The following is a 14,427-nucleotide window of genomic DNA, read 5'->3' as shown; positions in this document are numbered from 1 at the left end:
CGTGCGAGCGGCCTGACCCGTCACGCCCGCACGGAGCCCTCGCCCGGGCCGCAGCGCCGGACGCCCCCCGCCGGGGCCTACGCTGAACATATGAGCAACCAGAGCGGACGCGGGCGCGTGGCGGGCCTACCGGAATGGGACCGCTGCGCGGTCATGGGAGTCGTGAACGTCACCCCCGACTCCTTCTCCGACGGCGGCCGCTTCTTCGACACCACGGCCGCCGTCAAACACGGCCTCGACCTCGTCACCGAGGGCGCCGACCTGGTCGACGTCGGCGGCGAGTCCACCCGCCCCGGCGCCACCCGGGTGGACGAGGCCGAGGAGCTGCGCCGCGTCATCCCCGTCGTCCGCGGCCTGGCCTCCGAAGGTGTCACCGTCTCCGTCGACACCATGCGCGCCTCCGTCGCCGAGCGGGCCCTGGCGGCCGGCGCCGTCCTCGTCAACGACGTCAGCGGCGGCCTCGCCGACCCGCGCATGATCCCCGCCGTCGCCGGCGCCGGCGCCCCCTTCGTCGTCATGCACTGGCGCGGCTTCCTCCAGGGCGGCAACGTCAGGGGTGTCTACGCCGACGTCGTCACCGAGGTCGTGGACGAGCTGCACGCGCGCGTGGAGGCCGTCCTCGCCGGCGGCATCGCCCCCGACCGCGTCATCGTCGACCCCGGCCTCGGCTTCTCCAAGGACGCCGAGCACGACCTGGCGCTCCTCGCGGGCCTCGACCGGGTCCTCCGCCTGGGCCACCCCCTCCTGGTCGCCGCCTCCCGCAAGCGGTTCCTCGGCCGGGTCCTGGCCGGACCCGACGCCCCGCCCCCGCCCGCCCGGGAGCGCGACGCGGCCACCGCCGCCGTCTCCGCCCTCGCGGCGCACGCCGGCGCGTGGGCCGTCCGCGTGCACGAGGTACGCGCCACGGCGGACGCCGTACGCGTCGCCCGCGCCCTCGAAGGGGCACGCCCCGGCGCGGAAGGAACCCGGTGAGCGCCCCCCACACCGACGTCGAGCAGGTCGAGGCCGCCAACACCGCCTTCTACGAGGCACTGGAACAGGGCGACTTCGAGGAACTCGCGTCGCTCTGGCTCACCCCCGCCGACCTGGGCGTCGACGAGACCTACCACGACCCGGCCGACACCGGCGTGGTCTCCTGCGTGCACCCCGGCTGGCCCGTGCTCACCGGCCGCGGCGAGGTCCTGCGCTCCTACGCCCTGATCATGGCCAACACCGACTACATCCAGTTCTTCCTCACCGACGTGCACGTCTCCGTCACCGGCGACACCGCCCTGGTGACCTGCACGGAGAACATCCTCAGCGGCGGCCCCGCCCCCGAGGGCGAGGGCGAGGAGCTCGGCCCGCTCGTCGGACAGCTCGTGGTGGCCACCAATGTGTTCCGGCGCACGCCCCAGGGGTGGAAACTGTGGGCGCACCACGCTTCCCCCGTCCTGGCCGAAACCGACGAGGACGAGCAGGACGACACCCCCACCTGAGTGGGTAGTCGCCAGGTAGTGGTTGGAATCACCGAGCCGCGGGTATGGGCGGCTACCAACCCGTGAGCCGCCGGATTCCCCAGGGGAAACGCTGGATGAATCCTGCCGGGCCCGACCGGCCCCCACCCCCGCGGCCCGGCCCCGCCCGTGCTCGCAGGTAGATTCGACCGAGGCCGGTGTGCCGCCCGCACACGGCACGGACCGGCCCTGACCGACGATTGCAGGAGTGATTCGCGTGGATCGTGTCGCGCTGCGCGGCCTGAAGGCCCGCGGGTACCACGGTGTGTTCCCGAGGGAACGCGAGGAGGGCCAGACCTTCATCGTGGACCTCGTCCTCGGCCTGGACACCCGGCCGGCCGCCGCCGACGACGACCTGGCGAAGACCGTGCACTACGGCATCGTGGCGGAGGAGGTCGTGGCCGTCGTCCAGGGCGAGCCCGTCGACCTCGTCGAGACACTCGCCGAGCGCATCGCCCAGGTGTGTCTGAAGCACGAAGCGGTTCAGCAGGTCGAGGTCTGCGTCCACAAGCCGGACGCCCCGATCACGGTGCCCTTCGACGACGTGACCGTCACCATCACCCGGAGCCGAGTATGACCGCGCCCTTCCTCAAGGGTCCGAGCGACCCGACCGTACAGCCGGTGCCCGCCTCCGTCGTCGACAAGGTCGACGCCGCCGACACGACCCTGTCCAACCCGAAACGGGCCGTGGTCGCCCTCGGCTCCAACCTCGGCAACCGCCTGGAGACGCTCCAGGGGGCCATCGACGCCCTGGAGGACACGCCCGGCGTCCGGGTGAAGGCCGTCTCCCCCGTCTACGAGACCGAGCCCTGGGGCGTGGACCCCGGCAGCCAGCCCTCCTACTTCAACGCGGTCGTGGTCCTCAAGACCACCCTTCCGCCCTCCTCGCTGCTGGAGCGCGCGCACGCCGTCGAGGAGGCCTTCCACCGCGTCCGCGACGAGCGCTGGGGCCCGCGCACCCTCGACGTCGACATCGTGTCCTACGCCGACGTCGTCTCCGACGACCCGCGGCTCACCCTCCCCCACCCCCGCGCCCACGAGCGCGCCTTCGTCCTGGCCCCCTGGCACGACCTGGACCCCGAGGCGCAGCTGCCCGGCCGCGGCCCGGTCGCCGGCCTGCTGGACGCCGTCACCCGGGAAGGTGTCGCGCCCCGCGCGGACCTGGAACTCCGGCTGCCCGAGTAGCCGTTAAGGTCGAGACGGCCGCGAACGGGGCCGGAGCCGGGGGAACCGAAGGGACACCGTGAAAGAGCTGCGCATCAGGTTGCTGGCCGGCGTCTTCGTCGTGGCCGGAGTCCTGTCCTGGGCGGGCGCCCGCCTGTGGAACTCGATCGGCACGCTCCCCAGCGTCCCCCTGGCCGCCCCCATCGTCCTGGCCCTGATCGCCGTGGTCCTGCTGGCCACGGCGCTCTCGCTGCGCGCCCGCCTCAAGGCCCAGCGCGAACGGCAGCCCGGCGCCAAGGGCGTCGACCCGATGATGGCGGCCCGCGCGGTCGTCTTCGGTCACGCCAGTGCCCTGGTCGCCGCCCTGGTCTCCGGCATGTACGGCGGGACCGGCGTCTTCCTGCTGGAGTCCCTCGACATCCCCGCCCGCCGCGACCAGGCCATCTACGCCGGCTTCTCGGTCCTCGCGGGCATCGGCGTGATAGCGGCGGCGATCTTCCTGGAGCGCGTCTGCAAGCTCCCGGAGGACGACGAGCACGACGGCGCGGGGACGGCGCCCTCGGTGTGAGGCGGGGCCTCAGCGCGCCATGATCAGGCTCATCGCCTCGTTACGGGTCGCCGGGTCGCGCAGCTGCCCCCGCACCGCCGAGGTGATGGTCTTGGCGCCCACCTTGCGCACCCCGCGCATGGACATGCACATGTGCTCGCACTCGACGACGACGATCACGCCACGCGGTTCCAGGATCTCCATCAGGGAGTCGGCGATCTGCGTGGTGAGTCGTTCCTGCACCTGTGGGCGCCGGGCATAGACGTCCACCAGCCGGGCGAGCTTCGACAGGCCGGTGATCTTGCCTTCGACGGACGGGATGTAGCCCACGTGGGCCACGCCGACGAACGGCACCAGATGGTGCTCGCAGGAGCTCAGGACCTCGATGTCCTTCACCAGGACCATCTCGTCGTGCCCCAGGTCGAACGTCGTCGTCAGCACGTCCTCGGGCTTCTGCCACAGCCCCGCGAATATCTCCCGGTACGCCCGCGCCACGCGCGCCGGCGTCTCCTTGAGGCCCTCGCGGTCCGGGTCCTCGCCGACCGCGATCAGCAGTTCGCGTACGGCGTTCTCGGCGCGCTTCTCGTCGAACTCGCCGATCTGGCCCTCGCCGTCCAGCGTCACGGGGTCGGTCATCTGGTGCCTCGTTCCTGTGTCCATCACGGGGCGGCCTGCACAAATGGCGGAAAGCCGCGCCCCCCAGGCTAAAACCTGGGGGGCGCGGCATCCATTCCGGGCCCGGTGGTCCACCGGGAGAGCCCGCTCAGCTCTCGGGGCGGTCCTCAGGGGTCCGCTCGGGCGCCGGGGCGGGCTCCGCCACGGTGCTCTTCGCGGTGCTGATGGCCGGCGTCGCGCCGTTCGCACCGTTCGTCAGGGCCAGCTCCTTGGGGGAGAGGACCGGCGGACGGGTCGACGGCGTACGGCGGGAGGAGCCGGTCCAGGCGGGCCGGGGCGGGCGCTTGACGATGGGGGCGAAGATCTCGGCGATCTCCTCCTTGCCCAGCGTCTCCTTCTCCAGCAGCTGCAGCACGAGGTTGTCGAGGACGTCGCGGTTCTCGACCAGGATCTCCCAGGCCTCGTTGTGCGCGGTCTCGATGAGCTTCTTGACCTCTTCGTCGACCAGCGCGGCGACCTCTTCCGAGTAGTCCCGCTGGTGAGACATCTCACGTCCCAGGAACGGCTCGGTGTTGTCCCCGCCGAACTTGATCGCGCCGAGACGCTCGGTCATGCCGTACTGCGTGACCATCGCGCGGGCCAGACCCGTGGCCTTCTCGATGTCGTTGGCGGCACCCGTGGTCGGGTCGTGGAAGACGAGCTCCTCGGCCGCGCGGCCGCCCAGCATGTAGGCGAGCTGGTCGAGCATCTCGTTGCGCGTGGTCGAGTACTTGTCCTCGTCCGGCAGGACCATCGTGTAGCCGAGGGCACGGCCACGCGACAGGATCGTGATCTTGTGAACCGGGTCGGAGTTCGGTGAGGCCGCCGCGACCAGGGCGTGTCCGCCCTCGTGGTACGCGGTGATCTTCTTCTCCTTGTCCGACATGATCCGGGTCCGCTTCTGCGGGCCCGCGACCACACGGTCGATCGCCTCGTCCAGCATGTGGTTGTCGATCAGCTTCTGGTCGCTGCGGGCCGTCAGCAGGGCGGCCTCGTTCAGCACGTTGGCGAGATCGGCACCGGTCATGCCGGGCGTACGGCGGGCGACGGCCGACAGGTCGACGTCCGGGGCGACCGGCTTGCCCTTCTGGTGGACCTTGAGGATCTCCAGACGGCCCTGCATGTCCGGGCGGTCGACGGCGATCTGCCGGTCGAAGCGGCCGGGGCGCAGCAGCGCCGGGTCGAGGATGTCGGGCCGGTTCGTCGCGGCGATGAGGATCACGCCGCCCTTGACGTCGAAGCCGTCCATCTCGACGAGCAGCTGGTTCAGGGTCTGCTCGCGCTCGTCGTGACCACCGCCGAGGCCGGCGCCGCGGTGGCGGCCGACCGCGTCGATCTCGTCGACGAAGACGATCGCCGGGGCGTTCGCCTTGGCCTGCTCGAACAGGTCACGGACCCGGGAGGCACCGACACCGACGAACATCTCGACGAAGTCGGAACCGGAGATCGAGTAGAACGGCACGCCCGCCTCGCCCGCGACGGCGCGCGCGAGCAGGGTCTTGCCGGTTCCGGGCGGGCCGTAGAGCAGCACGCCCTTGGGGATCTTGGCGCCGACGGCCTGGAACTTGGCCGGCTCCTGGAGGAACTCCTTGATCTCGTGGAGCTCCTCCACGGCCTCGTCCGAACCGGCGACGTCGGCGAACGTCGTCTTGGGGGTGTCCTTGGTGATGAGCTTGGCCTTGGACTTCCCGAAGTTCATGACGCGGGAGCCGCCGCCCTGCATCTGGTTCATCAGGAACAGGAAGACGACCACGATCAGGACGAAGGGAAGCAGCGAGAGCAGAATTCCGACGAAGGGGTTCTGCTTGGACGGCGAAACCGTGTAGCCGTCCGGGATCTGCTTGTCCTGATACTTGTTCTGCAGCGTGTTGGCGATGGCCACACCCTGGTCGCCGATGTAGCTCGCCTGGATCTTCGAGCTGCCCTCGACCTTTTCGTCGCCCTTGAGCGTGACCTTGATGATCTGCTCGTCACCGGTGGTCAGCTTGGCCGACTCGACCTTGTTCTGGTTGATCGCCTGGACGACCTGGCCGGTGTCCACCGTCTTGTAGCCGCCGGACGAGCCGACGACCTGCATCAACACGACCACGGCAAGGACGGCCAGCACGATCCACATGACCGGCCCACGGAAGTATCGCTTCACGTCCATCCACACGGAGCGGTGCCGCCCCGTCCCTCCTGCCATAGTGAGTTTGATAAAGACTGTTCTTCGGACGGTACCCCAGCATTGTCACCTGAAGCTGCGCGGTGCGGCTGGCGATCCGTCCACGCCTGCTCCAACGGCGGGAAACCCGCTGGGGTTCCCGATCACCGCCACGGCCCCCCGGGACGGGGGTTCAGCCGCCGTAGACGTGGGGCGCGAGCGTACCGACGAACGGGAGGTTGCGGTACTTCTCGGCGTAGTCCAGGCCGTAGCCGACGACGAACTCGTTGGGGATGTCGAAGCCGACCCATTCCACGTCGATGGCCACCTTCGCGGCCTCGGGCTTGCGCAGCAGCGTGCACACCTTCAGGGAGGCGGGCTCGCGCGAGCCGAGGTTGGAGAGCAGCCACGACAGGGTCAGGCCGGAGTCGATGATGTCCTCGACGATGAGGACGTGCTTGCCCTTGATGTCGGTGTCGAGGTCCTTGAGGATCCGCACCACACCGGAGGACTGGGTGCCCGCCCCGTACGAGGATACGGCCATCCAGTCCATGGTGACGGGGGTGGACAGCGCCCGCGCGAGGTCGGCCATGACCATCACCGCGCCCTTGAGGACTCCGACGATCAGCAGGTCCTTGCCCGCGTACTCCGCGTCGATCTTCGCCGCCAGCTCTGCCAGCTTGGCGTCGATCTCTTCCTTGGTGATGAGTACCTGCTGGAGGTCGGCACCCATGTCTTTCGCGTCCACCCGCATCACTTTCGGTCGTCCCACCGGCCGGTCGGACCCTGCTCCGACTGCTCGGAGGGGTCGGATTCAGCCTTGCCGAATCACCAGTCTGCCACCCTGGCGCCGTGCCACGACCTTGCCGGGGAGGTTGATGGCCCCCTGACCGCGCCAGCCGGTGATCAGCCGGTCGACTTCCTCGATGTGGCGGGCGAACAGCGAGCCCGCGGGGGCACCGGCCGCGATGACGGCGCGGCGCAGGACGCGCCGGCGCACGGCGGGCGGCAGGGCGTAGAGCCTGGCGCACTCCAGCAGTCCGGCGTCGTCCCGCACGGTGGCCTCGGCCTGGGCGGCCCAGGAGTCGAGGGCGTCGGCGTCGTCGCGGGAGAGCCGGGCCGTCCGGGCGAGGGCCTCGACGACGCCCTTGCCGAGGGCTTTCTCCAGGGCGGGCAGGCCCTCGTGGCGCAGCCGGGAACGGGTGTAGGCCGGGTCGGCGTTGTGGGGGTCGTCCCAGACGGGCAGGGACTGGACCATGCAGGCCTTGCGGGCGGTCTGGCGGTCGAGTCCCAGGAAGGGGCGGCGGTAACGGCCGCCGGCCCCCGAGACCGCGGCCATTCCGGACAGGGAGCGGATGCCCGAGCCGCGGGCGAGACCGAGCAGGACCGTCTCGGCCTGGTCGTCGCGGGTGTGGCCGAGCAGGACGGCGGCGGCGCCGTGGCGTTCGGCCGCGGTGTCGAGCGCGGCGTAGCGGGCGTCGCGGGCGGCGGCCTCGGGCCCGCCGGCCCGGCCCACGGTGACGGCGACGGAGTCGACCGGGTCGAGGCCGAGTTCACGCAGGCGCTGGACGACTTCGGCGGCCCGCAGGTCGGAGCCGGGCTGCAGGCCGTGGTCGACGGTCACACCGCCGGCCCTGATGCCGAGCTTGGGGGACTCGAAGGCGAGGGCGGAGGCGAGGGCCATGGAGTCGGCGCCGCCGGAGCAGGCCACGAGCACGAGCGGCGGGGGCGGGGCGAACGCCGTGCCCGGGGCAGGCTCGTGCGGCAGGGCATGCGCGGGGGCGTGCGGGACCGCGGCGGGGGCGCGGTGGTGTTCGGTGAGGAGGTCGTGGAGGACGCGGCGTACCGCCAGGCGTATCGCCGCGACCGCAGGATGGGGACCCATGTCCGGTTCCCTTCATGAAGTTTTCGGGGGGTGAGCCCGCGTGTCGGTCACGCAGAGTGTGTAGATGGTGACAGAACCGGGCCGTTCCCCGAGCATTGCACGCCTACCCCTGGCTCACGGTCCCTCGGACGGGTGATTGGAGGGGCGTTCGCCTGCCGTCGGCCGGTTTCCTTTCACGACCTCCCCGCGATGTTCACTACTCGGCCCTGCGGTGCACCCGCGCGACCCAGTCCGCCGGTTTGGCGATCTCCGACTTGGTGGGGAGGGTGTTGGGCGAGGTCCACACGCGGTTGAAGCCGTCCATGCCGACCTCGTCGACGACGGCCCGGACGAACCGCTCGCCGTCGCGGTACTGGCGGAGCTTGGCGTCCAGGCCGAGGAGCTTGCGCAGGGCCAGGTCCAGCCGGGAGGCGCCCTTGGCGCGGCGTTGCTGGAACTTCTCGCGGATCTCCCCGACGGACGGCACGACGGCCGGGCCGACGCCGTCCATGACGAAGTCGGCGTGGCCCTCCAGCAGGGACATCACGGCCGTGAGGCGGCCGAGGATCTCGCGCTGGGCGGGGGTCTGGACGATCTCGACCAGGGAGCGGCCGCCGTCGTCCTCCTCGGCCTCGGGGCGGCCCCCGGCCAGGCTCTGGGCGGCTTCGCGGACGCGTTCCAGGACGGTCATGGGGTCGACGTCGGTCTCCGCCAGGAACGACTGGATCTCGCCCTCCAGGTGGTCCCGCAGCCAGGGCACGGCGGTGAACTGCGTGCGGTGCGTCTCCTCGTGCAGGCACACCCAGAGGCGGAAGTCGTGCGGGTCGACGTCGAGTTCGCGCTCGACGTGGACGATGTTGGGCGCGACCAGCAGGAGCCGGCCGCCGCCGTTCCCGCCGGCGGGCAGTTCGCGGGTGGCGGGGGCGAAGGTCTCGTACTGGCCGAGGACGCGGGAGGCCAGGAAGGACAGCAGCATGCCGAGTTCGACGCCGGTGACCTTGCCGCCGACGGCGTTCATCATCGCGCCGCCCGGGCTGCTGCCGCGCCGCTCCTGCATCTTGTCGAGCAGGGGCCTGAGGATCTCCCGGAAGCCGGCGACGTTCGCCCGGATCCAGCCCGGGCGGTCGACGACGAGGACGGGGGTGTCGTGACCCTCCTCGGTGCCGAGCCCCGTGAAGCCGCGGACGTGTTCCTCCGAGGCCTTGGCGTGCCGGCGCAGCTCCGCGACGACGGCCCTCGCCTCGTCGCGGCTGACCTCGGGGCCCGGGCGCACGAGCCGGGTCGCGGTCGCCACCGCGAGATTCCAGTCGACCATGCCGGTTGAAGCACCACCGATGCTCGTCATGCGTCAACCGTACGTGAGGGCCCGCCGCTGGGGCAGGGCGGCGAGCGCCGGGGTGCGCGCGGGGGCCCCGTCCGGGGCCCGGGCGCCGGCGGATCGCGTGCCGCGCCCCTGGACGCCCGCCTCGCCGCCGCCTGCTCCCCCGCCTACCGGCAGCCGCACGCCGCGAGCGTGGTGGCCACCCTGTCCAGGGCCTTCTGCGTCGACGCCGGGGCGATGCGGTCGGTGCCGGCGGTCATGAACGCGAAGGCCAGCAGGCGGCCGTCGCGGTCGACCAGGGTGCCCGCGAGGGTGTGGACACCGGTGAGGGTGCCGGTCTTGGCGCGGATCACGCCGGCTGCTCCGTCCGTGTAGCGGCTGGTCAGGGTGCCGGTGAAGCCGGCGACGGGCAGCCCGGTGAGGGCCGGGCGCAGTTCGGGGTGGGAGGGGTCGGCGGCCTTCGCCACCAGGGCGGTGAGGAGGCCGGGCGTCAGGCGGTCGGCGCGGTCCAGGCCGCTGCCGTCCTTGAAGGCGGTGCCCTTGAGCGGCAGGCCGAGGTCACGCAGCCGGGCGCCGATGGCCCGGCCCGCGCCGGCGAAGTCGGCCCGTTCGCCGGTGGCGATCGCGGTCTGGCGGGCGAGCGCCTCGGCGATGTCGTTGTCGCTGTTGGTCAGCATGCGCTCGACGAGGGCCGACAGCGGGGGCGAGGAGACCGCCGCGAGGGTCTCGGCGCGAGTCGTGGCCTTGGACGGGCCGGGGGCCGTGGTCTTGATGCCGTGGGAGGAGAGCAGGTCCCGGAACTGCCGCGCCGCGTCCCCGGCCGGGTCCTCCACCCGGGCGACGGGGCCGCTCGTGGAGTCGTCCGTGCGCCCCTCGTCGGCCATCAGGGGGCTGACCAGGGCCAGATTGGGGTTCTTCCCGATCGGGTGCTTCGGGGAGCCCGCGTACCGGGTCGTGTCGTAGGACAGGGTCACCTCGCGCACGCCCCGCTCGGCGAGGGCGGCGGCCGTCTCGGCGGCGAGGGTGCGCAGGCTCGCCGCGTCGCCTGACTTCTGCTCGTGCGCCGTGAGGGTGGGGTCGCCGCCGCCGACGAGGACTACTTCCTTCGTGTCGGGTTCCAGCGCGGCCCGGGTGGTCAGGCGGTGGTCGGGGCCCATCGCGGACAGCGCGGCCACGGCCGTGGCGATCTTCGTGGTCGAGGCGGGCGTGAGCGAGGCGTCCGCGTGGGCGCCGTACAGGCGCCGGCCGGTGGTGACGTCGACGACGGCCGCCGCGGGCCGGGAGCCGAGGGCGGGGTCCTTCAGCAGGGGCGCGAGGGTCTTCGCGAGGGCCTTGCCGTCCGGGGCGGACTTCACGGTGCTGACGCCGCCGAGGCCGGTCAGCACGGGCCCGGCGCTCGGGGCGGGCCGGGGCCGGGCGGGCGTGCCGGGGGCCCCGCCGTGATCTGCGCCACCCGTGCGGCCCAAGGCCGCGGCCCGGTCGCGCTCGGCCGTACGCTGACCCGAGGAGTCCCAGGGACCGGCGGCGGTCACCACGCCCGCGGCCAGCGCCAGACCGGCGGTGGCGGCACCCGCCGTGTACTGCCAGGCCTTCGGCCGCGCGACCTGCGGTTTCCCGGCCCTCACGAGCCGCGTGACCCGCGGTTTCGCAGCCGCTGCGGCCCGGGCCAGGCGCGGTCGTACGGCAGCCGCGACGCGCACCACGTGCGGTCTCGCGGCCCGCCAAGGCCTCAGCTCTGGCACGACCACCAGCCCCTTTCGCGATCACACACCTGCGTGAGGGACACTTAACCACCAGAACTGTGTGTTGATCATGGAGGAGCCACCGGTGGAGTTCGACGTCACGATCGAGATTCCGAAGGGTTCGCGCAACAAGTACGAGGTGGACCACGAGACCGGTCGGATCCGCCTGGACCGTCGCCTCTTCACCTCGACCAGCTACCCGGCCGACTACGGCTTCGTCGAGAACACCCTCGGCGAGGACGGTGACCCGCTGGACGCCCTGGTCATCCTGGACGAGCCGACCTTCCCGGGCTGCCTCATCCAGTGCCGGGCGATCGGCATGTTCCGGATGACGGACGAGGCCGGCGGCGACGACAAGCTGCTGTGCGTCCCCGCGCACGACCCGCGCGTGGAGCACCTGCGCGACATCCACCACGTGTCCGAGTTCGACCGCCTGGAGATCCAGCACTTCTTCGAGGTCTACAAGGACCTGGAGCCCGGCAAGTCGGTCGAGGGCGCCAACTGGGTGGGCCGCACGGACGCCGAGGCCGAGATCGAGCGCTCCTACAAGCGCTTCAAGGAGCAGGGCGGTCACTGACCCCTCGCCCCGACGCCCCCGGGCCGCACGCCTGCGTCGCGTGCGGCCCGTTCGTCCGTCTGTGCGCATACTGAGCCTGTGGGGGGTACGAGGCTGACGTGTCGTACAGGGAGCGCCAGGCAGTGACGGACGCGGAGGACCGCAAGCCCAGGTCGGACGAGGCGAGGAGTGCCTTCGCACCCCCGTCCGGGGCCGCCGTCGACGGGGACATGTCGACGACGTCGGAGTTCGCGATCCCCGAAGGACTGGCCGTCCCGCGCGCGACCGGAGCGGAGTCCGAGACCACGTCCGAGTTCGCCCTGCCACGGGGTCTGGACGTGCCGCACGCGCCGGGGGCCGAGCCGGAGGGGTCGGCGTTCACGCCGCCGAGCACGTACAGCGCCCGGCAGGCCCCGACGGCCTTCACGCCGCCGAACGGGATCCCGCAGGTCAGTCTGACCAAGGACGTGCCCTGGCAGGACCGGATGCGCACGATGCTGCGCATGCCGGTGGCCGAGCGTCCGGCGCCCGAGCCCGTGCAGCGCAGCGGTGACGAGGCCGGTCCCGCGGTGCCGCGCGTGCTCGACCTGACGCTGCGTATCGGCGAGTTGCTGCTGGCGGGCGGCGAGGGCGCCGAGGACGTGGAGGCGGCGATGTTCGCCGTCTGCCGGTCGTACGGTCTCGACCGCTGCGAGCCGAACGTCACCTTCACGCTGCTGGCGATCTCCTACCAGCCCTCCCTCGTCGACGACCCGGTCACCGCGTCGCGGACCGTGCGGCGCCGGGGCACCGACTACACGCGGCTGGCGGCCGTGTACCAGCTGGTGGACGACCTCAGCGACGACGAGACGGCCGTCTCCCTGGAGGAGGCCTACCGGCGGCTGGCGGAGATCCGCCGCAACCGGCACCCGTATCCGGGCTGGGCGCTGACCGGGGCGAGCGGGCTGCTGGCCGGTGCCGCCTCGGTGCTGGTGGGCGGCGACCTGATCGTGTTCGTCGCGGCGGCGCTGGGCGCGATGCTCGGTGACCGGCTGGCGTGGCTGTGCGCGGGGCGCGGGCTGCCGGAGTTCTACCAGTTCACGGTCGCCGCGATGCCGCCGGCCGCGATCGGGGTCGCGCTGACGCTGGGCCATGTCGAGGTGAAGGCCTCCGCGGTCATCACCGGTGGGCTCTTCGCGCTGCTGCCCGGGCGGGCGCTGGTGGCGGGCGTGCAGGACGGGCTGACCGGCTTCTACATCACCGCCTCCGCGCGGCTGCTGGAGGTCCTGTACTTCTTCGTGGGCATCGTCGCGGGTGTGCTGACGGTGCTGTACTTCGGCGTGCAGCTGGGGGCGCGGCTGAACCCGGACGCGGCGCTCGGGGTGTCCGACCAGCCGGTGGCGCTGATCGGGGCGTCGATGCTGCTGTCGCTGGCGTTCGCGGTGCTGCTCCAGCAGGAACGTTCCACTGTGGTGTGGGTGACGCTGAACGGCGGTGTCGCCTGGGTCGTGTACGGGGCCATGCACTACGCGGGCGGCATCTCGCCGGTGGCGTCCACGGCGGCGGCCGCGGGACTGGTCGGGCTGTTCGGGCAGTTGCTGTCCCGCTACCAGTTCGCTTCCGCGCTGCCCTACACGACCGCGGCGATCGGGCCCCTGCTGCCGGGTTCCGCGACGTACTTCGGGCTGCTGGCCATCGCGCAGAACGAGATCGACGAGGGGCTGGTGTCGCTGTCCAAGGCGGTGGCGCTCGCCATGGCCATCGCCATCGGGGTGAACCTGGGCTCCGAGATCTCGCGGATGTTCCTGCGGATCGGGTCCGCGGAGAAGCGGCGGGCCGCGAAGCGCACGCGCGGGTTCTAGCGCGGTCTTCGCGGCCCGGGAGAAGCCGGATCGGTATCCGGTCAGTACCCGTTGTTGTACGGGCCCTGCTGCTGCGTGCCGTACGGCTGCTGCCGCTGGCCGTAGCCGGGCGCCTGGGGGTACTGGCCGTAGTACTGCTGGTCGCTGTACTGCTGGTCGCCGTACTGCTGACCGCCGTACCCCTGGTCGCTGTACTGCTGGTCCCTGTGCTGCTGGTCGCCGTGGCCGTTGCGGTCGCCGTGCGGCTGCTGGTGCGGGGGGCGGCCGTCGGGGGTGATGCGGCGGAGCTGGGTCGTCGCGTCGTCCATGACCGGGGCCGGGGACTGCCCGGCCGCGGGGGCCTGCGCCGCCTCGCGCTTCTTCTTCGAGCGGTCCCGCAGGTACTCGATGATGATCGGGACGACCGAGAGCAGCACGATGAGGATGAGGATCGACTCGACGTTCTTCTTGATGAAGTCGATCTGGCCCAGCCAGTAGCCGGCGAGGGTGACGCCGGTGCCCCAGGCGATGCCGCCGATGACGTTGTACGTGAGGAACGTGCGGTACTTCATGCGGCCGGCGCCGGCGACGATGGGGGCGAAGGTGCGCACGATCGGGACGAAGCGGGCCAGGACGATCGCCTTGGGGCCGTACTTCTCCATGAACTCGTGGGCCTTGTCCAGGTTCTCCTGCTTGAACAGCTTGGAGTTGGGACGGTTGAAGAGCTTCGGGCCCAGGAACTTGCCGATCATGTAGCCCACTTGGTCGCCGATGACGGCGGCGAGCACGATCAGCGTGCAGACCAGCCACAGCGGCTGGGTGATGTACGTGCCCTCGGCGACGAACAGGCCCGCCGTGAACAGCAGGGAGTCGCCGGGCAGGAACGCGAAGAGTCCGGACTCGGCGAAGACGATGAGCAGGATGCCGGGCAGGCTGAACGTCGAGATCAGGTAGTCCGGGCTGAGCCACTCGGGGCCGAGCGCAAGCGTGGTCACGGGGATGTGGCTCCTGCTGCTGTGGGGTACGGGCTGGGGGCTGGCTGCCTCAAAGTATCAACGCAGCCGTCGCGACCCAGGTTCCATGGGGGGTATCAGGATGCACTGTGGCCCGTCCCGGGCAAAGC

Annotated in this window: 15 protein-coding genes; 7 read left to right on the top strand and 8 right to left on the bottom strand. The window is 71.7% G+C overall.

Going from position 1 to position 14,427, the window contains the following annotated elements; translation table 11 throughout:
- Positions 1 to 90 precede the first annotated feature (90 nt).
- The 5 genes from folP to ACPXCS_RS06615 all read left to right on the top strand — a co-directional run bounded on the left by folP (position 91) and on the right by ACPXCS_RS06615 (position 3,225).
- Positions 91 to 972, top strand: coding sequence for a dihydropteroate synthase (gene folP / locus ACPXCS_RS06635; protein ID WP_425943586.1), 882 nt, complete (start codon positions 91 to 93; stop codon positions 970 to 972).
- Positions 969 to 1,475: a nuclear transport factor 2 family protein gene (locus tag ACPXCS_RS06630; RefSeq protein WP_425943588.1), complete on the top strand. Its 507-nt coding sequence runs from the start codon at positions 969 to 971 to the stop codon at positions 1,473 to 1,475. Before folP ends, ACPXCS_RS06630 begins: the two co-directional genes overlap by 4 nt.
- Positions 1,476 to 1,710: 235 nt before the next feature.
- Positions 1,711 to 2,070, top strand: a complete 360-nt coding sequence (gene folB, locus ACPXCS_RS06625) for a dihydroneopterin aldolase (RefSeq protein WP_425943590.1) — start codon at positions 1,711 to 1,713, stop codon at positions 2,068 to 2,070.
- Positions 2,067 to 2,678: a 2-amino-4-hydroxy-6-hydroxymethyldihydropteridine diphosphokinase gene (folK, locus tag ACPXCS_RS06620; RefSeq protein ID WP_425943592.1), complete on the top strand. Its 612-nt coding sequence runs from the start codon at positions 2,067 to 2,069 to the stop codon at positions 2,676 to 2,678. The genes folB and folK overlap by 4 nt, the downstream gene beginning before the upstream one ends.
- Positions 2,679 to 2,736: 58 nt before the next feature.
- Positions 2,737 to 3,225 (top strand): DUF3180 domain-containing protein, encoded by a 489-nt coding sequence (locus ACPXCS_RS06615; RefSeq protein WP_425943594.1) that lies wholly within the window; start codon positions 2,737 to 2,739, stop codon positions 3,223 to 3,225.
- A gap of 9 nt (positions 3,226 to 3,234) precedes the next feature.
- Here the strand turns inward: ACPXCS_RS06615 and folE are convergent, their stop codons facing one another.
- The 7 genes from folE to dacB all read right to left on the bottom strand — a co-directional run bounded on the left by folE (position 3,235) and on the right by dacB (position 10,934).
- A complete protein-coding gene (gene folE, locus ACPXCS_RS06610) occupies positions 3,235 to 3,840 on the bottom strand; it encodes a GTP cyclohydrolase I FolE (protein WP_425943596.1) in 606 nt (201 codons plus the stop codon).
- 127 nt (positions 3,841 to 3,967) lie between these two features.
- Positions 3,968 to 6,007, bottom strand: a complete 2,040-nt coding sequence (gene ftsH / locus ACPXCS_RS06605) for an ATP-dependent zinc metalloprotease FtsH (RefSeq protein ID WP_425944519.1) — start codon at positions 6,005 to 6,007, stop codon at positions 3,968 to 3,970.
- Positions 6,008 to 6,194: 187 nt separating this feature from the next.
- Positions 6,195 to 6,755: a hypoxanthine phosphoribosyltransferase gene (hpt, locus tag ACPXCS_RS06600; protein WP_094057060.1), complete on the bottom strand. Its 561-nt coding sequence runs from the start codon at positions 6,753 to 6,755 to the stop codon at positions 6,195 to 6,197.
- 60 nt (positions 6,756 to 6,815) lie between these two features.
- Positions 6,816 to 7,886, bottom strand: a complete 1,071-nt coding sequence (gene tilS, locus ACPXCS_RS06595) for a tRNA lysidine(34) synthetase TilS (protein ID WP_425943598.1) — start codon at positions 7,884 to 7,886, stop codon at positions 6,816 to 6,818.
- 196 nt (positions 7,887 to 8,082) lie between these two features.
- Positions 8,083 to 9,210: a zinc-dependent metalloprotease gene (locus ACPXCS_RS06590; protein WP_425943600.1), complete on the bottom strand. Its 1,128-nt coding sequence runs from the start codon at positions 9,208 to 9,210 to the stop codon at positions 8,083 to 8,085.
- A 3-nt stretch (positions 9,211 to 9,213) separates the two neighbouring features.
- Positions 9,214 to 9,369, bottom strand: coding sequence for a hypothetical protein (locus ACPXCS_RS06585; RefSeq protein ID WP_425943602.1), 156 nt, complete (start codon positions 9,367 to 9,369; stop codon positions 9,214 to 9,216).
- Positions 9,354 to 10,934 carry a D-alanyl-D-alanine carboxypeptidase/D-alanyl-D-alanine endopeptidase gene (gene dacB / locus ACPXCS_RS06580; RefSeq protein ID WP_425943604.1) on the bottom strand — a complete coding sequence of 527 codons (1,581 nt, stop codon included), beginning with the start codon at positions 10,932 to 10,934 and terminating at the stop codon, positions 9,354 to 9,356. Before dacB ends, ACPXCS_RS06585 begins: the two co-directional genes overlap by 16 nt.
- A 79-nt stretch (positions 10,935 to 11,013) precedes the next feature.
- On the opposite strand from dacB, the gene ACPXCS_RS06575 reads away from it, so the two are divergent.
- Both ACPXCS_RS06575 and ACPXCS_RS06570 read left to right on the top strand, forming a co-directional pair.
- Positions 11,014 to 11,505, top strand: coding sequence for an inorganic diphosphatase (locus tag ACPXCS_RS06575; RefSeq protein WP_003991985.1), 492 nt, complete (start codon positions 11,014 to 11,016; stop codon positions 11,503 to 11,505).
- Between the two features lie 122 nt (positions 11,506 to 11,627).
- Positions 11,628 to 13,325, top strand: coding sequence for a threonine/serine ThrE exporter family protein (locus ACPXCS_RS06570; RefSeq protein ID WP_425943606.1), 1,698 nt, complete (start codon positions 11,628 to 11,630; stop codon positions 13,323 to 13,325).
- A 41-nt stretch (positions 13,326 to 13,366) separates the two neighbouring features.
- Here ACPXCS_RS06570 and ACPXCS_RS06565 read toward each other — a convergent pair whose 3' ends face one another.
- The gene (locus tag ACPXCS_RS06565) at positions 13,367 to 14,299 is read right to left on the bottom strand and encodes a VTT domain-containing protein (RefSeq protein ID WP_425943608.1); all 933 of its coding nucleotides are present in this window, start codon (positions 14,297 to 14,299) and stop codon (positions 13,367 to 13,369) included.
- Positions 14,300 to 14,427 lie beyond the last annotated feature (128 nt).

The sequence above is a fragment of the Streptomyces sp. DT190 genome (genome assembly GCF_049846985.1).
Lineage (GTDB): Bacteria > Actinomycetota > Actinomycetes > Streptomycetales > Streptomycetaceae > Streptomyces.
The sequence above is the reverse complement of the archived record's forward strand: the minus strand, read 5'-3'. Positions and strand labels throughout refer to the sequence as shown.